The sequence below is a fragment of the Mycoplana sp. ABR4_002 genome (assembly GCF_056159645.1).
Window position 1 is genome coordinate 1,449,353 of record NZ_JBSWVO010000001.1, and the last position, 19,823, is coordinate 1,469,175.

Here is a 19,823-nt window from a genome sequence, read left to right on the forward strand (position 1 = left end):
TATACCAGTTATAGTAGGCCAGTCACGCACGGGATGTCCGATGGCCTATTTTCTGCAGCAGCTCGCCAATGCCGTGCCCGTGTCGGCGCTCTATGCGCTGCTTGCCTTCGGCTATGCCATCGCCTTTTCGGTGACCCGCCGGGTCGACGTCAGCTTCGGCGCCGTCTTCGCCTTCGCCGGGCAGATGTTCATCCTGTTTTCCGACTACGGCTGGAACCGGTTGTGGCTCGTGCTGCCGGCGGCGCTCGGATTCGGCGCGGCGATGGCGCTCGCCTTCGGCATGGGGGCGAGCCTGCTGGTCGGGCGCCATGTCATGCGCCCGCTCGCCTTCGTTGTGAACAACAGCGTGATCGTGGCCGCGCTCGGCGTGGTGCTGGTGCTGATGGAGACGGCGCGGCTGGCCGCCGACACGCGCAGCCTTTGGCTGCCGCCGCTGCTCAGCTGGCCGCTCGAGCTGTGGGGCGACCCGGCCTTCCCGGTGACGCTGACGGTGCTGCAGCTGGCGAATGCGGCGGTGATGGCCGCGATCGTGCTCTCCGGCCATCTCTTCCTGGTCCGCTCGGGCTGGGGCCGGCGCTGGCGCGCCGTCTGCGACGACCCCCGCGCGGCCGAGCTCTGCGGCGTCGATTCGGCCCGCGTCTTTCTGTCCGCCTATCTCCTGGCCGCGTTGCTGGCCTGCATCGCCGGCATCCTCGCCGCCGGCTACTACGGCAACATCGACTTCGGTGCCGGGCTCAACTTCGGCGTCAAGGTGCTGTTCATCGCCGCCATCGGCGGTTACTCCAGCCCGATCCTTTCCGCCCTTGGTGGCGCCGCGGTTGGCCTCGCCGAGACGGTCTGGGGCGCCTACGGCGCGTTCCTCTGGCGCGACCTCTTCATCTATTCGGCGCTGGTGCTGCTGCTGGTCGTCTTCCGCCGCGAAAGCGCTGTCCCTTGAGCGGTGCCGTGCCCGGCCCGAGACGGCGCCGCTATCGTTTCCACTTGTCGCGGGCGCGATCGTCCGCGTCCCTGGCCTCCACCCAGCCGCCGGCGCTGCCGTCGGTGCGGTGCTCCTTCTTCCAGAAGGGCGCTGAGGTCTTGAGGTAGTCCATGACGAAGGACGCGCCGTCGAAGGCGGCGTGGCGATGCGGGGCGGCGGCGATGACGAGGACGATGTTCTCGCCCGGCGCAATCCGCCCGACGCGATGGAGGGCGGCAATGCCCTCGAGCGAGAAGCGCGCGACCGCCTGCTCGCAGATGCGCCGGATCTCCGCTTCCGCCATGCCCGGGTAGTGCTCGAGCTCGAGTGCGGCGAGCGTGCCGCCCTCGTCGCGGCACAGCCCGGTGAAGCTGACGATCGCGCCGATCTGGGCCCGTCCGGCCGCAATCGCAGCGGTCTCGGCCGCGGCGTCGAAGTCCGACTGCTGGACCCGGACGGTGACGGGTATGTCGCGCCCGCCGGTCATCGCTCAGCCCCCGGTCATCGGCGGGAACAGGGCGATCTCGCGCGCGCCCTCGATCGAATCCCGGTGCTCGACGTGCTCGTGGTTGACGGCCACGCGGATGACGTTCTCGTGCTCGAGCGCGGCCTCGTACTCCTCGCCCAGCGTTTTCAGGTGTCGCAGCAGCTCGCCCGCGGTCCTGACGTGGCCGGGGAGGTCGATCTCCTCCTCGCCCCGTCCGATCCGCTCGCGCACCCAGGCGAAATAGACAAGCTTGGTCATCATTCGTCCACGATATGCTTCAAACCGGCGCGGAAATAGTCATAGCCGGTATACATCGTGATCGCCGCGGCGATCCAGAGCAGCACGATGCCGATCTCGGTGGTGAACGGCAGGTACTTGGCCCCGGCCGGACCGGCCAGCAAAAAGCCGATCGCGAGCATCTGGATCGTCGTCTTCCACTTGGCGATTCGCGTCACCGGCACGCTCACCTTCAGCTCGGCCAGATATTCGCGCAGTCCCGAGACGAGGATCTCGCGGCACAGGATGATGATCGCCGCCCAGATCGTCCATCCGGCGATCGTGCCGTCGGCGGCCATCAGCAGCAGCACCGAGGCGACCAGCAGCTTGTCGGCGATCGGATCGAGCATGCGGCCGATGTTGGAGGTCTGTTTCCAGATGCGGGCGAGGTAGCCGTCGAAGAAGTCGGTGATCGAGGCCACCATGAACAACCAGAAGGCCGACCAGCGGGCAAAGTCAGACGATTGCAGCCGTCCCTCGACGAAGAAGCAGAGGACGATCAGCGGAACGGCAAGGATGCGGCCGTAGGTGAGGAGATTGGGGATGCTGTATGCGCGACGGGCCATGGATTTCGCAGTCTCGGAAGTGTTTGCGGCTAGTTGTGGACTTTGTGACAGTTCCGTCAACCGTTTGCGAGAGCTTTTCACCGCGAACAAGGCAATATTCCGATGGCCGTCATGAAAATGCGGCATTAGGTAGCAAAGCCCGACGCCTTGAACGCTGTGGGTGCTTTCGACATCTTTGCATGTGCCTCGCGCCCGTCCGATGAACGGATGAACCTTGAAGCGTTCGAACGACGGGATATTGGTCGGATTTGCCGACTGGCGGCCCTGATGCCGCAGTCTTGGACGCAGCTTTATGGCTCTGATCAACCGCTTTTCAGTATCTCTGGCTCTATTTCTGGCTGCTCTTTGTGTTCCTCAAGTCGCGCGAAGCAGTGGGCAGAGTGTCTATAAAATTCAGTTTGCGGTCTCGCCTGTCAATGACGAGCCGATTGTTGGCTCGGCAACTTGCGATGTGGATCAAATCTGTCATCTGCTCGATCCAGAGCTCTCAGAAATCGGCCTTTCCGTTACAGTCTCGCCGAACGGCCTTGGCAGATTGCACCTGCGTTGTCGTGAACGTTGCTCATTTCACCATGGGTACCCGACTCTGGATTTCGGCTATATCCGCACGTCAGGAGCCGGCAGCAAGCACCACTTCGATGTCTTCGACGGAGCAGAAGATAGTTTCGAGATACAGCTCGTATTGAGAGACAGGGCGAAAATTGGACATATTGCGCTGATCTTCCGCCACGAAGCGATCTAGGCGCTTCCGCAGCGCCTTTGGCGTTATGCCGATCAGGCTGCAGGACGAGCGCGCGGGTTGAGGGCGATCAAGCCGTCGAGGCATTGCGACCCTAGTCCCGAGAAAAATGCATCGGTCGATGCCGGCCGGATGGGCGGGGCTACCGCGCCCCGTCCTCGTGGAAGTGGTTGTAGACCAGCCGGGCGACGCTTTCGGAAATGCCCTCGACCGCCATCAGGTCGGCGATGCCGGCGCGCGACACCGCCTTGGCCGTGCCGAAATGCTGCAGCAGCGCGCGCTTGCGGCTCGGGCCGATGCCTGCGATCTCGTCGAGCGGGTTCTTGACCATCTCCTTCTTGCGCCGTGCCCGGTGCGAGCCGATGGCGAAGCGATGGGCCTCGTCGCGCAGGCGCTGGACGAAGTAGAGCACCGGGTCGCGCGGCGGCAGCGAGAAGTCGGGCGTGCCTGCGACGAAGAACCGCTCGCGGCCGGCCTCGCGGTCGGCGCCCTTGGCAACGCCGATCGCGACCACCTGGTCGGTGATGCCGAGCTCGGCGAGGATCGCCCGCACCGCCGTCATCTGGCCCTGGCCGCCGTCGATCAGGATCACGTCCGGCCAGGCCGGGAAGGGCAGGTCGGCCACATCGACACCGGTCTCGGCGGTGCGGTCCGGCAGCCCTTCCTCCTTCAGCAGGCGCGAGAAGCGCCGGGTCATCACCTCGCGCATCATGCCGAAGTCGTCGCCCGGGGTGATGTCGGTCGACCGGATGTTGAACTTGCGGTACTGGCCCTTGACGAAGCCTTCCGGTCCCGCGACCACCATGCCGCCGACCGCATTCGTGCCCATGATGTGCGAGTTGTCGTAGATCTCGATCCGGCGCGGGACGGTGGCCAGCTTGAAGGTCTGGGCAAAGCCCTCCAGCAGCCGCGATTGCGAGGCGGTCTCGGCCAGCTTGCGGCCATGCGCCTCGCGCGCATTCGCCAGCACCTGCGCGACGAGGTCCTTCTTCTCGCCCCGCTGCGGCACGCCGATCACTACCCGGTAGCCCGACTTCTCGCTCAGCGCCTCGGACAGCAGTTCCTGCTCCTCGATCTTCTCCGACAGCAGGATCTGCCGCGGGCACGGCTTGTCGTCGTAGAACTGGGCGAGGAAGGCGTTCAGCACTTCGCCGCTGGCCAGCTGCGGGTCGGCCTTGGGAAAGTAGGCGCGGTTGCCCCAGTTCTGCCCGGTACGGAAAAAGAACACCTGGATGCAGGAAACGCCGCCCTCGTGGTGGATGGCGAACACGTCCGCCTCCTCGACGCCGGCGGGATTGATGCCCTGGTGGCTCTGCACGTGACTCAGCGCCGCCAGCCGGTCGCGGTAGACCGCCGCGCGCTCGAAATCGAGCGCCTCGGCCGCCTCGTTCATCGCCGCGGCGATCTGGCCCTTGACGTTCCGGCTCTTGCCCGAAAGGAAGTCCTTCGCCTCCTGCACCAGCCCGGAATAGGCAGCGTCGCTGATCTCGTGCGTGCACGGGGCCGAGCAGCGCTTGATCTGGTAGAGCAGGCAGGGCCGCGTGCGGCTCTCCAGCACGCTGTCGGTGCAGGTGCGCAGCAGGAACGCCCGCTGCAGCGCGTTGATCGTGCGGCCGACGGCGCCGGCGGAGGCGAACGGGCCGAAATAGTCGCCCTTGCGGCTGCGTGCGCCGCGATGCTTGAAGATCGCCGGTGCGCGTGTGTCCGCCGTCACCAGGATGTAGGGGAAGGACTTGTCGTCGCGCAGCTGCACGTTGAAGCGCGGGCGCAGCCGCTTGATCAGGTTCGCCTCGAGCAGCAGCGCCTCGATCTCGGTGCGCGTCGTGACGAACTCCATGTTCGCCGTCTCGCGGATCATCCGGCCGATACGGTTCGAATGGCCGCGCCCGAGCGCGTAGTTGTTGACGCGCTTCTTCAGGCTGCGCGCCTTGCCGACATAGAGCACGTCGCCGGCCTCGTTGAACATCCGGTAGACGCCGGGGCTGTTCGGCAGCCGCTTGACGAATTCCTGGATCAGCTCGGCGCCGCGCAGTCCGGCGGGCGCCTCCAGCGCCTCCGACCATTCGACGGCGGGCAGGGCGGCGGCGGGCGCGGCGGCCTCCGCCAGCTCGTCGTCGTCTTCCCGCTCGTTGTCGTCAAACAGGACGCCGCCATCCTCAACCGGCCGGCCGGTGGTCATTCCGTGATCTCCGCGACATCGGGCGTTTCCCAGGCGAGGTGCTGGCCGCCGTCGAGCGCGATCATTTGCCCGGTTATCGACGGCGTGTCGAACAGAAAACGCAAGCTGCGGCCGAATTCGTCCAGGCCGGGACCGGAGCGCAGCAGCAGCGCCTCGGTCTGGGTGCGGAAGTCGTCCTCGCTCTGCCGCTCGTTCGGCAGCGTCGGGCCGGGGCCAATGGCGTTGACGCGGATGCGCGGCGCGAGGGCCTGCGCCATGGTGCGCGTCGCCATCCACAGCGCCGACTTCGACAAGGTGTAGGAGTAGTAGCGCGGCGTCGGGTTCCAGACCCGCTGGTCGATGATGTTGACGATCAGTCCGCCGCTGTCCTCCGGCAGCTGCGCGTCGAAATCGCGCGCCAGCTGCGACGGCGCCCGCACATGGACGTCGAAATGCCGGTCCCACAGCGTGCTGTCGAACCGGCGAAGGCTGTCCGGCTGGAACAGCGAGGCATTGTTGACGAGCAGGCCGAGCGGCCCGAGCGCCTCGGTGGCGCGCGCGACCAGGTCCTGCGTGGCGGCCGCTTCGGCGAGGTCGCATTCGAGCGCCACCGCCCTGCCGCCTGCGGCGACGATCGACTGCGCTATGTCGCGGGCCGTGCCGATCGAGGCATTGGCATGGATCGCGACGGAAAAACCGTTCGCGGCCAGATCCTCCACCATCGCGCGTCCGATCCGCTGCGCGCCGCCCGTGACCAATGCTGTCCGATGAAGAATTCTCAAGGATATGCCCGCGTCGTGTCGATTTCGCTTAACCGTCCCCAGATATAGAGAATTGCGCGCGGCCTTAAACTGGGGCCTGGAAAAGATTTCAAAAAAGTTAACCGTTCCGCATCATCGTTAGTTATGAAGGTCGAATGGGAAGTATATTTCAAAATTGTTATGGACATGGTTAACAAACTACGTGTTGTTGCAAAGCAACATCGCATTTTGATCATGTCTATGCCGCCAAAATTCCACAATTTGGCTCTTTCAAATCCTCAATCTTTATTCAATTTCACAGCAACCGGGCGACCCGAACCGTTATATTAGTAAGTGCCGAATTGATGTGTCGCTACATCGCATGGCATGCAAAGGAGAATAGTATGCGTACCCTGATCCTCACCCTGATGGCTTCCGCCCTGTCGATCGCCGCCGTCCAGGCCGCCCGTGCCGCCGACGCCGTCGACCAGATCCCGCAGGCGCCCGTTTCGGACTATTCCGAGCCGGCGGCCCCGAACTGGGCCGGTGGTTATGCCGGTGCCACGGTCACCTGGCAGCACGGTGAGTTCGACAAGCAGAGCGGCCACGGCGCCAACGGCTTCGGCGGCGGCGTCTATGGCGGCTACAACATGCAGAGCGGCCAGCTGGTCTACGGCGGTGAAGCCGACGTCAACTACTCGGGCATCGATTCCAAGAATTCGGTGCGCGAGGCCGAGCAGGGCGTCAACGGTTCGCTGCGCGCCCGCGTCGGCGTCGACCTGAACCCGGTGCTGGTCTACGGCACGGGCGGCCTGGCCGTTTCGCGTGCGAAGATGGAGGACGCCACCTCGTCCGACAAGCGCACCATGTACGGCTGGACGGCCGGCGTCGGCGCCGAGGGCTTCGTCACCGACAAGGTCACCGCCCGCGTCGAATACCGCTACACCGACTATGCCGAGAAGCGCTTCGATCTCGACTCCGGCAACGTCAACGCCGGCCAGGACGAGCAGAGCATCCGTCTCGGCATGGGCTACAAGTTCTGAGTCGGCCGGCAGGCCGGACGCTGACAGGGCCGGGCGGCGACGCCCGGCCTTTTCGTTTGCCGGCCCCGCCCGCCGGCGCCGGCATGGCGCTCGGCTGACGGGCGCAGGCGCGGGCCTGGCGTCTCAGTCCTTGAACTGGGCGTAGTCCGGGAACGCCGCCTCGAAGCGGGTCAGGTATCGCTTCAGCTTCGGTCGGCCCTTCTGCCACTGCCCGGCAAAGCGCAGCTCGATGTAGCGCAGCATCGCGGCCAGGGCGAAGTGGCCGCCATGCGGTTTCTTGCCCAGCCGCGGCATCGTCTTTTCCAGATGGTCGAGCGCTCGCTCCACCTTCGACCACTGCCGGTCGATCCAGGGCTGGTGCACCTTGTCGTCCGGGCGGAAGCGACGTTCGTAGACGATTGCCAGCAGGCAGTCGCAGACGCCGTCGGCTGCCGCCTCGAGCACCTCGGCCTCGGTGCGCTTGGCATGGGCGCGGGGGTAGAGCTTGCGGCCGGTGGCGCGGTCGATGAACTGCATGATGGCCCGGCTGTCATAGACGGCGAGGCCTTCGTCGGTGACGAGCGTCGGAATCTTGCCGAGCGGGTTGGCGGCGATCAGCTCTGCCGGGTCGGCGTTCGTGTCGGTCGCGACATGGGCGGCGTCGAGCCCGCTATAGTGGGCGGCCATGCGCACCTTGGTGGAGTAGGGCGAGGCCGAGGAATAGAAGATCTTCACGCAATGTTCTCCTGGTTGGCTGCCGCTAGCGGGCTGGCGGCTGGGTGATGGTCTTCGCCCGGCAGGCGGCGCGGTCGACCTCCGGGCAGGCGCGGAAGTCGAGCGCCGGCGTCATGCAGATGCGGATCTCGTCGAGCCGGCCGTCGTCGCAGGTCACGGCAATGCCGCGCTCGCTGAGGCCCGGATTGGCCGCGACCAGCGCGTGCTCGGCCCTGGCCACGTCGAGGCCGCCGGAGCCCTGTTCCAATGCGTCCGGCAGCTCGACGCGCTCGAAGGCTGCGCGCGTCACGGCCAGGTAGTCGCGCTGCGACAGTCCCGAGCAGCTGCCGTGCTTGCGCCACTGGTGGCCGATCAGGCCCATCGAGGGGATGATGTCGAGGTACTGCCGGCCGAGGGAGGACGGGACGCGGTCGGGCTCGCGCGAGCGGCAGTATTGCGGATGGCCGCGTTCGAACTGGGGCCACAGTCCGTGCACGATGAAGCCGGCGCGGCGGCCGCTGCGGCACTGTTCGCCGCGGCCGGTCGCGTCGTTGTCCATGCACCAGGTCGGCGACCATGACAGCGACAGGACGTAGAAGTCGAAGCCCTGGCCACGCGGCACGCTTGCGACCCCTTCCGGTGGCGCCGGGACCCGTTCGCCTTGCCGGTCGTCACTGCAGCCGGAAAGGGATACCGCCGCAAGCAGCAGCGCGGCAAGGCCGATGCGCCGGCACGGGGACTGCGAAGGGGGCACGGCTCAGCGGATCGCGGCGCAGGCGTAGCCGTAGACGTGCCACGGATCGAGGTCGGGGATACAGAACTCGATGCTGCGCCCGACCCCGGCAAAGCCCCAGGGCCGTTCGATGACGTAGACCAGTTCCCGCTCGGTGCCGTCGGTCAGCGTGGCGCTGGCCAGGCAGTATTCGCGCTGCACCGAGGAGATGTAGCCGTTGAACGGCTCGAACCGGCTGAGGTGGGCGCGGCGGATCTCGTAGATCGACAGGTCCTGCCGGAGGTAGTTCGACGCCTTGTATTCGAACCGGTTGGTGATGAAGCCGAGCACGCCGCGGTCGGTGCAGGCGCCGGCAGGCGCGGTAGCGTAGGCCGGTGGTGTCTCGGAATAGGCCCCGGCGAGGTCGGCGGCATTCGCCGCTGCGGTAAGGCCGACGGTGAGCAGGCAGGCTCCGGCGATGGCTGCGCGTTTGACGGTCATGGTCCCCTCCGTCTGCGCTTGGCGGCCGCCGCGGCGGCCCGATAGCGCGTCGATCCTCAGACGTTGGCCCGCCGCTGGCGCGCCGTGAATCCCTGCCGAGATTGCGTCCCTTGCCCGCGCAAGGTCAAGAGGGGAGTTTCTGCTCGCCCGCAATCCAGAAGCTGCGGGCCGAGGCAAAGCGGTCCTGCCGCAGCGTCTCCTTCAGGAACGGCAGCAGCCGTTCGAGCTCGGCCTTCAGCGTATAGGGCGGGTTGACGACAATCAGGCCGGAGCCGGTCAGTCCCGTCGTCTCGCGGTCGCTTCTCACGCTCAACTCGGCGCACAGCATCTTCGGGATGCCCAAGGCCTTCAGCGCCGCGTGGAGGTCCGCAACCGGCGCGCCCTTCTTCAGTGGATACCACAGGCAGTAGACGCCGCCGGGAAAGCGCCGCCAGGCCCGGGCCAGCCCGTCCGCCAGGCGCTCGTACTCGCCTTCCTTCTCGAACGGCGGGTCGACCAGGACGATGCCGCGCTTTTCTTTCGGCGGGAGGTGCCCGCCCAGCGCCAGCCAGCCGTCGAGATGCGTGATCCGGCTCTGGAAGTCGCCGTCGAACAGCCGGTGCAGGCTCTCGTAGTCGTCCGGGTGCAGTTCCATTGCCGACAGCCGGTCCTGCGGCCGGAACAGCAGCCGCGCCAGCTTCGGCGAACCGGGATAGTGCCGCACGCCGCCGTCGGGGTTCAGCGCGCGGACCGCCTCGAGATAGGGCGCCAGCAGCGCGGCCACGTCCGCCGGCAGTTCGCCGTCGAGCAGCCGGCCGATGCCGTCGCGCCACTCGCCGGTTTTCTGCGCCTCCTCGCTGGAGAGGTCGTAGAGCCCGAGGCCGGCATGGGTGTCGAGCACGCGGAACGCCTTGTCCTTGCCCTTCATGTAGGTCACCAGCCGCGCCAGCACGGCATGCTTGAGCACGTCCGCGAAATTGCCTGCATGGTAGATGTGGCGGTAGTTCATTGCATATCCGTGATGCGCCGATGAATTGTTGCGATGGGAGAATATTTTGCCTTCTTGGCGCTTCGCTACTCGAATATAGAAAAGCCATGAACGTTGCGACCCCCAATCTCGGCAAAGCCGCCATCGGCCATTCGGTCTGTCCCCATGACTGTCCGTCCGCCTGCGCACTCGACATCGAGATCGGTGCCGACGGGCGGATCGGCAAGGTGCGCGGCAGCGCCGACAATTCCTACACCGCCGGCGTCATCTGCGCCAAGGTCGCCCGCTATGCCGACCGGCTCTACCATCCCGACCGGCTGCTGAAGCCGCTCCGCCGCAAGGGCGAAAAGGGCGGCGGCGAGTGGCAGGAGATCTCCTGGGAAGCGGCGCTCGACGAGATCGCGGGCGCCTTCGTCAAGGCCGAGCAGGCGCACGGCTCCGAGGCCGTCTGGCCCTACTACTACGCCGGCACGATGGGGCAGGTGCAGCGCGACTCGATCGACCGCCTGCGCCACGCCAAGCGCTATTCCGGCTTCTTCGATTCGATCTGCACCAACACCGCCTGGACCGGTTATGTCATGGGCACCGGCAGCCTTCGTGGCCCGGACCCGCGCGAGATGGCCAAGGCCGACTGCGTCGTCATCTGGGGCACCAACGCGGTCTCGACCCAGGTCAACGTCATGACCCACGCGGTCAAGGCGCGCAAGGAGCGCGGGGCGAAGATCGTCGTCATCGACATCTACGACAATCCGACGATGAAGCAGGCCGACCTGGCGCTGAAGCTGCGGCCCGGCACCGATGCCGCGCTTGCCTGCGCGGTCATGCATATCGCCTTCCGCGACGGCTATGCCGACCGCTCCTATATGGAAAAATACGCCGACGATCCGGCCGGCCTCGAGGCGCACCTTTCCAGCCGCGGCCCAAAGTGGGCCTCGGCGATCACCGGCCTCGCGGTCGAGGAGATCGAGGCCTTCGCCCGCCTCGTCGGCGAGACCAAGCGCACCTTCTTCCGCCTCGGCTACGGTTTTACCCGCAGCCGCAACGGCTCCGTTTCGATGCATGCCGCCGTCTCGGTTGCCACCGTGCTCGGCTCCTGGCAGTACGAGGGCGGCGGCGCCTTCCACAACAACGGCGCGATCTACCGGCTCGACAAGCGCGAGCTGATGGGCCTCGACATGGTCGATCCCGGCATCCGCGAGCTCGACCAGTCGCAGATCGGCCGGGTCCTGACCGGCGATCCGGTGGCGCTGCGCCAGCGCGGGCCGGTGACGGCGATGCTGATCCAGAACACCAACCCGGCCAATATCGCGCCCGAGCAGCGGCTGGTGAGGCGCGGCTTTTTGCGCGACGACCTGTTCGTCGCCGTGCACGAGCACTTCATGACCGATACGGCCAAGCTCGCCGACATCGTCATCCCGGCGACCATGTTCGTCGAGCACGACGACCTCTATCGCGGCGGCGGCCATCAGCACATCCTGCTCGGCCCCAAGCTGGTCGAGCCGCCGGAGACGGTGCGCACCAACCTCTTCGTCATCGACGAGCTGGCCAATCGCCTCGGCGTCGGCCACCTGCCGGGCTTCGGCCTGACCGAGCGCGAGCATATCACGGGCATGCTGCCGCACTATGAAACCGATTATGATGGCCTTGCCGCGGACAGGTGGATCGATTGCCAGCCGGACTTCGAGACCGCGCATTATGCCAACGGCTTCGGCCATCCGGACGGCAAGTTCCGCTTCCGTCCGGACTGGACCGCGACGCCGGCGCCGAACCAGCCGCCGGCCTCGATCGGCGCGCTCGGCCCGCACCAGGCGCTGCCGGAGTTCCCCGACTATGTCGAGGTGATCGAGACGCCGGACGCCGCCCATCCCTTCCGCCTCGCCACGCCGCCGGCGCGCACCTATCTCAATTCCAGCTTCACCGAGATGAAGTGGTCGCGCGAGCGCGAGGGCCGGCCGGAGGTGATGATCCATTCCCGCGACGCGGCGGCGAAGGGCATCGCCGGCGGCGACGTCGTCCGGCTCGGCAATGCGCGCGGCGAGATCCGCCTGCACGCCAGGGTGACGGATGACGGCAAGCCCGGCGTGCTGATCGCCGAGGGCATCTGGCCGAACGACGCCCATCTCGACGGCGAGGGCATCAACGTGCTGACCGGTGCCGATCCGGTCGCCCCCTATGGCGGGGCCGCGCTGCACGACAACCGCGTCTGGCTGGAAAGGGACTGAGCGCCGCCGGCCGATAGCGACCTCAAATGCAACGCGCCGCCAATTCGGGCCGGCGCCATCGAACCCCAAAACTGACGGAACCGTCCATGAAGGCAGGCAATTGCTCCGCGGTGCGCATCGTCGAACGCAAGACCGAATGGAAGCGCTTCATCCATCTCGAGAGCCTGGTCGTCGAGCAGAGGCGCGCCGACGGGCGCACCGAGCGGCTCGACCGGGAAATCCATGACCACGGCCACGCGGCGACGGTCCTGCTGGTCGACGCCGTCCGCCAGCAGGTGGTTCTCGTCCGCCAGTTCCGTCCCGGCGCCTTCGTCGGCGGCCATCCATCCGGTTTCCTGCTGGAGACGCCGGCCGGCCTGCTCGACGGCGACAGCCCGGAGCACGCGATCATGCGCGAGGCGATGGAGGAGACCGGCTATGCGCTGGCCGGGGTGCGTCACCTGTTCGACATCTACTGCAGTCCGGGAACGCTGACGGAACGGGTGAGCTGCTTCGTCGCCAGCGTCGATGCCAGCCATCGCACCGGGTCGGGCGGCGGCGTCGAGGGCGAAGGCGAGGATCTCGAGGTCGTCGAGCTTGGGATCGATGCGGCCTTCGCCATGGTGTCGTCGGGCGAGATCTGCGACGCCAAGACGGCCATGCTGCTGCAATGGCTGATGTTGAACCGCGCGGAATTTGCGGCGCCGGAGACCTGAGCGGAAGTGGTCTCGGGCCGGAGGGCCCGCTCGCCCATCACGCCTACGCCCTCTCGGCGGTGACGCTGCCGTCTGGGGCGCTTTCACCCGACCAGTGGGAGCCAAACCTCGCGAGGCGGAAAGTCTATGCCGCATTTTCCACCGGCAACCTGAGACCCGCCGATCAGGAGGCGCTGGCTCCGCTGAAGCGTTTCCATCCCGGCGGCATTGCGATGCTGGACCCGCAAACAGTCATCGGGTCCGGGGGCGCTGCGGCTTACAGGGTTCTGCCAGAGCAGGCCGGCCTCTTCCAGCTGCTGCAGGACGGCTCGATCAGAAGCCTGGGCAGATGCACCTATCTGATCGAGAAGCCAATTCCTCGGCTTCCGGCGGGGCTGGGCGACGTCAGGTTCGAGTTCCGTGAACGACCTGTGCCGTGGTCAGCGGCACGTGTGTCGATTTCACCGGCCCGACGAGATCAGCCAGTCCTGCGGCTGGCGGTCGCCTGCGTCTCGCGTCACCGCCCTGCCGTTCTCCATCCCCGCCTTGCCTTCGGCCACGAGCCTCAGCGCCAGCGGATAGGCCTTGTGCTCGACGGTGAGCACGCGGGCGGCGAGATCGGCGGGCGTGTCGTCGGCGAGCACCGGGACGGCCGCCTGCACGATGGCCGGGCCCTCGTCCATGCCCTCGGTGACGAAGTGCACGGTGCAGCCGGCGATCTTCATGCCCGCCTCGATGGCGCGGCGATGGGTGTCGAGGCCGGGAAACAGCGGCAGCAGCGAGGGGTGGATGTTGAGGATCCGGCCTTCGTAGCGCGCGATGAAGCGCCCGGACAGCAGCCGCATGTAGCCGGCGAGGCAGATGATGTCCGGCCGCTGGCGCTGAAGCTCGGAAAGGATCGCTTCCTCGTGCGCCTCCTTGGAGGCGTACTCCTTGCGCGCAAAGACGAAGGTCGGCAGGCCGAGCGCCGCGGCCTTGGCCAGCCCGCCGGCGTCCGGCGTGTCGGAGAAGACGGCGACGATCTCGGCCGGATAGTCCGCCTGCGCGCAGCTTTCGGCCAGCGTCAGCATGTTGGAGCCGCCGCCGGAGATGAAGGCAACGACGCGCCTGCGGTTGGTGTCGGAGATCATAGGGCGAGCGTGCCCTTGTAGCGGGTGCCGGGTTCGCCTTCGCCCCGCGCGATCATCCGGCCGAGCGTAAAGACAGTCTCGCCCTCGGCGGAGACCGCCGCGCTGACCCGTTCGGCGTCTTGCGCCGCGACGACGGCGATCATGCCGACGCCGCAGTTGAAGGTGCGCAGCATCTCGTTGGCGGCGACGCCGCCGGTCTTCGACAGCCATGAAAAGACCGCCGGCGCCCTGACCGCGTCGAGGTCGATCTCGGCGGCGAGATGCTTCGGCAGCACGCGCGGAATGTTTTCCGGAAAGCCGCCGCCGGTGATGTGGGCCAGCGCCTTGATCGCACCGGTCTCACGGATCGCCTTCAGGAGCGGCTTCACGTAGATCCTCGTCGGCGTCATCAGCGCTTCGGCCAGCGTCTGGCCGGTGGCGAACGGGGCAGGGGCATCCCAGCCGAGCCCGGACAGCGCCACGATCTTGCGCACCAGCGAGTAGCCGTTGGAGTGGACGCCGGAGGAGGCGAGCCCGAGGATCACGTCGCCCTCGGCGATGTCGCCGGCCGGCAGCAGCCGGCCGCGCTCGGCGGCGCCGACCGCAAAGCCCGCGAGGTCGTAGTCGCCGCCGGCATACATGCCGGGCATTTCCGCCGTTTCGCCGCCGATCAGGGCGCATCCGGCCTGGCGGCAGCCCTCGGCGATGCCGCCGACGATCGCCGCGCCCTGGTCGGGGTCGAGCTTGCCGGTGGCGAAATAGTCGAGGAAGAACAGCGGCTCGGCGCCCTGTACGACGAGGTCGTTGACGCACATGGCAACGAGGTCGATGCCGACCGTGTCGTGCCTGTCGGCGTCGATCGCGATCTTCAGCTTGGTGCCGACGCCGTCATTGGCGGCGACGAGGACCGGGTCCTTGAAGCCGGCCGCCTTCAGGTCGAACAGGCCGCCGAAGCCGCCGATCTCGCCGTCGGCGCCGGGGCGGCGGGTCGAGCGCACGGCGGGCTTGATCTTTTCCACCAGAAGGTTGCCCGCGTCGATGTCGACGCCCGCATCGCTGTAGGTCAGGCCGTTTTTCTCAGACTGGCTCATGCTCGGCTCTCCGCTGGTCTGGCAATCGTGCGCCCGATTGGCACGAAGGGGACGCAAGTGCAAGCACTATGCCCGCCTTCGCCGGTCGTTTTTGACGATTATGCCGGGGCCGTGCCGCCGGTGTCGACCGGGGGCTTCAAATCGGGCGTCGGCCGCGCCACAGTGCGGGCCGGCGACGGGTGGCTGGAGGCATGGTCGGCGCGCAATGACGATACCGAATATGATCACCGTGGCGCGCCTGCTGGCCGTCCCGCTGTTCGCGTGGTTGCTGCTGCACGGCTGGCTGCGATTGGCGTTGGTGGTCTTTCTCCTCGCCGGCTTGTCGGACGCGGTCGACGGTTTCCTGGCCCGGCGCTGGCGGCAGGAAACCGGCTTCGGTGCCCGCTTCGATCCGCTCGCCGACAAGCTGCTGATGGCGAGCGCCTACGGCTCGCTCGGCTATCTCGGCCACCTGCCGGTGTGGCTGGTGCTGCTGGTGATCGGCCGCGATGTCATGATCCTCGCCGCGGTGGCGACCGCGCGGGTCGCAGGCCGGCCGATCGCGCCGAAGCCGGTTCCCGTGTCGAAGGCGAACACCGCCGTGCAGATTGTGCTGATCGTGCTCGTTCTCACCGGCCTTGCCTTCGGCCTCTCCGCGGCTCCGGTGATTACGTCGGTCATCGCCGCCGCTGCCACCTTGACCATTCTCTCCGGCGCGGCCTATGTCATCATATGGATACGACACATGCGCGGGGCGCCACCGTGAAGAGGCAGCGGGACGAGCAGAACAGGACGGCGCCGACCCATGTCAGCGGCGCCAGCCTGAAGCGGCAGGCCATCTTCTGGCTGCTGGCGCTGATCGGGCTCGTGCTGTTCCTGCTGGTGTTCAGTTCGATCCTGCTGCCCTTCGTCGCCGGCATGGCGCTCGCCTATTTCCTCGATCCGGTCGCCGACCGCCTGGTGAAGCTCGGCCTCAGCCGGGCGATGGCGACGGTGGTGATTCTCGTCGCCTTCCTGATCATCTTCGCCCTGTCGCTGATGATCATCATCCCGCTGCTGGCGACGCAGGCCTCCGACCTGCTTTCCACCCTGCCGGGCTACATATCGCAGCTGCAATCGCTGGTGACGAGCTTCGACCCGGAGATCCTGCCGCCCTGGATCAGCGACCAGATGGGGACGATCAAGGAGGGGTTCGCCGGCGTGCTGGCCGAGGGCGCAGGCCTGATCGCCGCGATCTTCAAGCAGATCTGGAACTCAGGGCTGGCGCTGATCGACATCGCCTCGCTGCTGATCGTCACTCCGGTCGTCGCCTTCTACCTGCTGCTCGACTGGGACCGGATGATCGCCAAGGTCGACAGCTGGATTCCCCGGCAGCACGTGGACACGGTGCGCCAGCTCGCCGGCGAGATGAACACGGCGATCGCCGGTTTCGTCCGCGGCCAGGGTTCGATCTGCATCATCCTCGGGCTCTACTACGGCATTGGCCTGACCGCGGTCGGCCTCAATTTCGGCCTGCTGATCGGGCTGTTTGCCGGCGCGATCAGCTTCGTGCCCTATGTCGGCTCGCTGGTGGGGCTGGTGCTGTCGGTCGGCGTCGCCGTCGTCCAGTTCTGGCCCGATTACCTGTGGATTTTCGTGGTGATGGCGGTGTTCTTTTCCGGCCAGTTCGTCGAGGGCAACATCCTGCAGCCGAAGCTTGTCGGCAAGCAGGTCGGCCTGCATCCCGTCTGGCTGATGTTCGCGCTGTTCGCCTTCGGCGCGCTGTTCGGCTTCGTCGGGCTGCTCGTCGCCGTGCCGGCCGCCGCCGCTGTCGGCGTGCTTGTCCGCTTCGGCCTGCAGCGCTACCTTGACAGCGATCTCTATCACGGTCAGGGAAACCCGCCTGTCGCCAGGAAGAAAGAGACCGCTTCGAACACGAAGCCGTGACCGGTGTATCGCATGAAATCGCCAAAGGCCTCCGAGCAACTGCCGCTTGAGTTCCAGCACGTCCCCGCGTGCAGCCGCGAGGACCTGTTGATCTCGGACCCGCTGAGCGCGGCCGTCACCGTCGTCGATGCCTGGCCCAACTGGCCGTCGCCGGTGGTGATCCTGGCCGGGCCGGTCGGCTCGGGCAAGACGCATCTCGCCGCGATCTGGCAGGCACGGTCGGGTGCGACCGCCATCCACCCGGTCGAGGGCGCCGGGGCGGAAGAGGTGGCCGCCGCCGGGCCCGTCCTGTTCGAGGATGTCGACCGCAAGGGCTTCGACGATCGCAGCCTGTTCCACGTCGTCAACAACATCCGCCAGAACGGGCACACGCTCTTGATGACGACGCGGCTCTGGCCGATGTCCTGGCCGGTGGAACTGCCCGACCTGCGCTCCCGCCTGAAGGCCGCGACCGTCGTTGAGATCGGCGAGCCGGACGACGAATTGCTGTCGCAGGTGATTGTCAAGCTCTTCGCCGACCGCCAACTGTTCGTCGACGACCGCCTGGTCGCCTACATCGTCGCCCGTATGGAGCGCTCGCTCGACGCGGCGCAGCGACTGGTCGAGCGGCTCGACCGGCTGGCGCTGTCGCGCGGCAGCCGCATTTCCCGCGCACTGGCGCAGGAAGTGCTCGGCAACATGGCCGGGGGAGACGCGGGGGAGCCGTGGGATTGACTGTCACAGAAGCGTCGTGAAACTGTTCTAGCCAGAACAAAAACAATGGGGCGGTGATGGAAATGGATGGCATATCAACGGTTGAAGGCACGCAAGCACCGGCCGAGGAGGGCAGTGCCGCCATCCGCGACCTGATGAAGAGCCCCGACCGCTTCGTGAACCGCGAGTTCTCCTGGCTGCAGTTCAATCGCCGCGTGCTCGAGGAAACGCTCAATTCCGCCCATCCGTTGCTGGAGCGGGTCCGCTTCCTGTCGATCTCGGCGGCCAACCTCGACGAGTTCTTCATGGTCCGCGTCGCCGGTCTCGAGGGGCAGGTGCGCCAGGGCATCAGCATGCGCAGCCCGGACGGCAAGACCCCGGCCGAGCAGCTCGACGAGATCCTCAAGGAAATCGACAACCTGCAGATGGAGCAGCAGGCCTCGCTCGCCGTCCTGCAGCAGTACCTGGCCAAGGAGGACATCGTCATCGTCCGGCCGGCGGCGCTGAAGGGCGAGGACCGGAAGTGGCTCGCCCAGGAGTTCGAGCAGTCGATCTTCCCGGTGCTGACGCCGTTGTCGATCGATCCGGCCCATCCCTTCCCGTTCATCCCCAATCTCGGTTTCTCGATGGGGCTGCAACTGGTGAGCAAGCGCGACCGCGGCCCGATGACCGGGCTCCTGCGCCTGCCGCCGGCGCTCGACCGCTTCATTCGCCTGCCCGACGAGGGCACGGTCATCCGCTATATCACGCTCGAGGACGCCGTCGGCCTGTTCATCGACCGGCTGTTCCCTGGCTACGAGGTCCAGGGCTCGGGCACGTTCCGCATCATCCGCGACAGCGATATCGAGGTCGAGGAAGAGGCCGAGGACCTGGTGCGCTTCTTCGAGACCGCGCTGAAGCGCCGACGCCGTGGTTCGGTGATCCGCATCGAGACCGATTCGGAAATGCCCGAATCGCTGCGCCACTTCGTCGTCAACGAACTCGGCGTGCCGGAGAACCGCGTCGCGGTGCTGCCGGGCCTGCTCGCGCTCAACACGCTGTCGGAGATCACCCGGGCGCCGCGCGAGGACCTGCGTTTCGAGCCCTACAATGCGCGATTTCCCGAACGCGTCCGCGAACACGCCGGCGACTGCTTCGCCGCCATCCGCGAGAAGGACATGGTGGTCCACCACCCTTACGAATCCTTCGACGTGGTGGTCCAGTTTCTGCTCCAGGCTGCGCGCGATCCCGAGGTCGTGGCGATAAAGCAGACGCTCTACCGCACCTCCAACGACAGCCCGATCGTGCGGGCGCTGATCGACGCGGCCGAGGCCGGGAAGTCGGTGACGGCGCTGGTCGAGCTCAAGGCCCGGTTCGACGAGGAGGCCAACATCCGCTGGGCCCGCGACCTCGAGCGCGCCGGCGTGCAGGTGGTGTTCGGCTTCATCGAATTGAAGACCCACGCCAAGATGTCGCTCGTCGTGCGCCGCGAGGAGGGCAGGCTGCGCAGCTACTGCCACCTGGGGACCGGCAACTACCACCCGGTGACGGCGAAGATCTACACCGACCTGTCGTTCTTCACCTGTGGTCCGTCGATCGCCCACGACGTGGCGAACATCTTCAATTTCATCACAGGCTACGGCGAGCCCGAGGACGACATGGAGATCGCGGTGTCGCCGCATACCTTGCGCCCGCGCATGCTGCAGCACATCGACCAGGAGGTCGAGCACGCCCGTGCCGGCCGGCCGGCGTCGATCTGGATGAAGATGAACTCGCTGGTGGATCCGGAGATCATCGATGCGCTCTACGGCGCCAGCCAGGTCGGCGTGGAAATCGATCTGGTCGTCCGCGGCATCTGCTGCCTGCGGCCGCAGGTGCCGGGACTGTCGGACAACATCCGCGTCAAGTCGATCGTCGGCCGCTACCTCGAACACTCCCGCATCTTCTGCTTCGGCAACGGGCACGGGCTTCCCTCGGAGAAGGCGCTCGTCTATATAGGCTCGGCGGATCTGATGCCGCGTAACCTGGACCGGCGGGTAGAGACGCTGGTTCCCCTGACCAACCGCACTGTGCATGAACAGGTACTTTCGCAGATCATGCTGGCCAACCTGATCGACAATCAGCAAAGCTACGAGATCCTGCCGGACGGCACCTCGCGCCGCATCCAGGTGGCCTCGGGAACCGAGCCGTTCAATGCGCAGCACTATTTCATGACGAACCCGAGCCTTTCCGGCCGGGGTGGTGCTCTGAAGTCGAGCGCGCCGAAGGCGATCGCCGGCTGGAAGAGCCTGCGCAAACGGTAAATTTGGA

Annotated in this window: 20 protein-coding genes; 9 read left to right on the top strand and 11 right to left on the bottom strand. The window is 66.7% G+C overall.

What is annotated here, in order from left to right:
- Positions 1-40 precede the first annotated feature (40 nt).
- Entirely contained in the window at positions 41-937 is an 897-nt protein-coding gene (locus ACXAGF_RS06925; protein WP_475015537.1) for a branched-chain amino acid ABC transporter permease, read from the top strand.
- 31 nt (positions 938-968) lie between these two features.
- Here ACXAGF_RS06925 and ACXAGF_RS06930 read toward each other — a convergent pair whose 3' ends face one another.
- The 3 genes from ACXAGF_RS06930 to pgsA are packed head-to-tail and all read right to left on the bottom strand — an operon-like array spanning position 969 to position 2,287.
- On the bottom strand, positions 969-1,445 hold the full coding sequence (locus ACXAGF_RS06930; RefSeq protein WP_475015539.1) for a molybdenum cofactor biosynthesis protein MoaE: 477 nt from the start codon (positions 1,443-1,445) through the stop codon (positions 969-971).
- 3 nt (positions 1,446-1,448) lie between these two features.
- A complete protein-coding gene (moaD, locus tag ACXAGF_RS06935) occupies positions 1,449-1,703 on the bottom strand; it encodes a molybdopterin converting factor subunit 1 (RefSeq protein ID WP_475015541.1) in 255 nt (84 codons plus the stop codon).
- Positions 1,703-2,287, bottom strand: a complete 585-nt coding sequence (gene pgsA / locus ACXAGF_RS06940; protein WP_475015543.1) for a CDP-diacylglycerol--glycerol-3-phosphate 3-phosphatidyltransferase — start codon at positions 2,285-2,287, stop codon at positions 1,703-1,705. Before pgsA ends, moaD begins: the two co-directional genes overlap by 1 nt.
- A 292-nt stretch (positions 2,288-2,579) precedes the next feature.
- On the opposite strand from pgsA, the gene ACXAGF_RS06945 reads away from it, so the two are divergent.
- The gene (locus tag ACXAGF_RS06945; RefSeq protein ID WP_475015545.1) at positions 2,580-3,029 is read left to right on the top strand and encodes a hypothetical protein; all 450 of its coding nucleotides are present in this window, start codon (positions 2,580-2,582) and stop codon (positions 3,027-3,029) included.
- Between the two features lie 139 nt (positions 3,030-3,168).
- On the opposite strand, the gene uvrC is transcribed toward ACXAGF_RS06945, so the two are convergent.
- Both uvrC and ACXAGF_RS06955 read right to left on the bottom strand, forming a co-directional pair.
- Positions 3,169-5,205, bottom strand: coding sequence for an excinuclease ABC subunit UvrC (gene uvrC, locus ACXAGF_RS06950; RefSeq protein ID WP_475015547.1), 2,037 nt, complete (start codon positions 5,203-5,205; stop codon positions 3,169-3,171).
- Positions 5,202-5,966, bottom strand: coding sequence for an SDR family oxidoreductase (locus ACXAGF_RS06955; RefSeq protein ID WP_475015548.1), 765 nt, complete (start codon positions 5,964-5,966; stop codon positions 5,202-5,204). The genes uvrC and ACXAGF_RS06955 overlap by 4 nt, the downstream gene beginning before the upstream one ends.
- Before the next feature lie 362 nt (positions 5,967-6,328).
- On the opposite strand from ACXAGF_RS06955, the gene ACXAGF_RS06960 reads away from it, so the two are divergent.
- A complete protein-coding gene (locus ACXAGF_RS06960; protein WP_475015550.1) occupies positions 6,329-6,967 on the top strand; it encodes an outer membrane protein in 639 nt (212 codons plus the stop codon).
- A 123-nt stretch (positions 6,968-7,090) separates the two neighbouring features.
- On the opposite strand, the gene ACXAGF_RS06965 is transcribed toward ACXAGF_RS06960, so the two are convergent.
- The 4 genes from ACXAGF_RS06965 to ACXAGF_RS06980 form a co-directional block, all read right to left on the bottom strand.
- Complete coding sequence (locus tag ACXAGF_RS06965; protein WP_475015552.1) at positions 7,091-7,681, bottom strand: glutathione S-transferase; 591 nt, start codon at positions 7,679-7,681, stop codon at positions 7,091-7,093.
- Positions 7,682-7,706: 25 nt separating this feature from the next.
- The gene (locus ACXAGF_RS06970) at positions 7,707-8,414 is read right to left on the bottom strand and encodes a ribonuclease T2 family protein (protein ID WP_475015554.1); all 708 of its coding nucleotides are present in this window, start codon (positions 8,412-8,414) and stop codon (positions 7,707-7,709) included.
- A 3-nt stretch (positions 8,415-8,417) separates the two neighbouring features.
- Positions 8,418-8,873, bottom strand: a complete 456-nt coding sequence (locus ACXAGF_RS06975) for a hypothetical protein (protein ID WP_475015555.1) — start codon at positions 8,871-8,873, stop codon at positions 8,418-8,420.
- A 124-nt stretch (positions 8,874-8,997) separates the two neighbouring features.
- Positions 8,998-9,861: a 23S rRNA (adenine(2030)-N(6))-methyltransferase RlmJ gene (locus tag ACXAGF_RS06980; RefSeq protein ID WP_475015556.1), complete on the bottom strand. Its 864-nt coding sequence runs from the start codon at positions 9,859-9,861 to the stop codon at positions 8,998-9,000.
- Between the two features lie 86 nt (positions 9,862-9,947).
- Between ACXAGF_RS06980 and ACXAGF_RS06985 the strand changes: the two genes are divergently transcribed.
- A complete protein-coding gene (locus ACXAGF_RS06985) occupies positions 9,948-12,062 on the top strand; it encodes a molybdopterin-containing oxidoreductase family protein (RefSeq protein WP_475015558.1) in 2,115 nt (704 codons plus the stop codon).
- An 86-nt stretch (positions 12,063-12,148) separates the two neighbouring features.
- Complete coding sequence (locus ACXAGF_RS06990) at positions 12,149-12,757, top strand: NUDIX domain-containing protein (protein WP_475015559.1); 609 nt, start codon at positions 12,149-12,151, stop codon at positions 12,755-12,757.
- Between the two features lie 440 nt (positions 12,758-13,197).
- Here the strand turns inward: ACXAGF_RS06990 and purN are convergent, their stop codons facing one another.
- Positions 13,198-13,866, bottom strand: coding sequence for a phosphoribosylglycinamide formyltransferase (gene purN, locus ACXAGF_RS06995; protein WP_475015560.1), 669 nt, complete (start codon positions 13,864-13,866; stop codon positions 13,198-13,200).
- Complete coding sequence (gene purM / locus ACXAGF_RS07000) at positions 13,863-14,936, bottom strand: phosphoribosylformylglycinamidine cyclo-ligase (RefSeq protein ID WP_475015561.1); 1,074 nt, start codon at positions 14,934-14,936, stop codon at positions 13,863-13,865. The genes purN and purM overlap by 4 nt, the downstream gene beginning before the upstream one ends.
- Before the next feature lie 220 nt (positions 14,937-15,156).
- Here purM and ACXAGF_RS07005 point away from each other — a divergent pair, with 220 nt between their 5' ends.
- The 4 genes from ACXAGF_RS07005 (at position 15,157) to ACXAGF_RS07020 (ending at position 19,816) form a co-directional block, all read left to right on the top strand.
- Positions 15,157-15,681 (top strand): CDP-alcohol phosphatidyltransferase family protein, encoded by a 525-nt coding sequence (locus ACXAGF_RS07005; protein ID WP_475015563.1) that lies wholly within the window; start codon positions 15,157-15,159, stop codon positions 15,679-15,681.
- A complete protein-coding gene (locus ACXAGF_RS07010) occupies positions 15,648-16,841 on the top strand; it encodes an AI-2E family transporter (RefSeq protein ID WP_475015564.1) in 1,194 nt (397 codons plus the stop codon). The genes ACXAGF_RS07005 and ACXAGF_RS07010 overlap by 34 nt, the downstream gene beginning before the upstream one ends.
- Positions 16,842-16,853: 12 nt before the next feature.
- Positions 16,854-17,555 carry a DnaA regulatory inactivator HdaA gene (gene hdaA, locus ACXAGF_RS07015; protein WP_475015565.1) on the top strand — a complete coding sequence of 234 codons (702 nt, stop codon included), beginning with the start codon at positions 16,854-16,856 and terminating at the stop codon, positions 17,553-17,555.
- A 62-nt stretch (positions 17,556-17,617) separates the two neighbouring features.
- On the top strand, positions 17,618-19,816 hold the full coding sequence (locus tag ACXAGF_RS07020; RefSeq protein ID WP_475015566.1) for an RNA degradosome polyphosphate kinase: 2,199 nt from the start codon (positions 17,618-17,620) through the stop codon (positions 19,814-19,816).
- Positions 19,817-19,823: the final 7 nt, after the last annotated feature.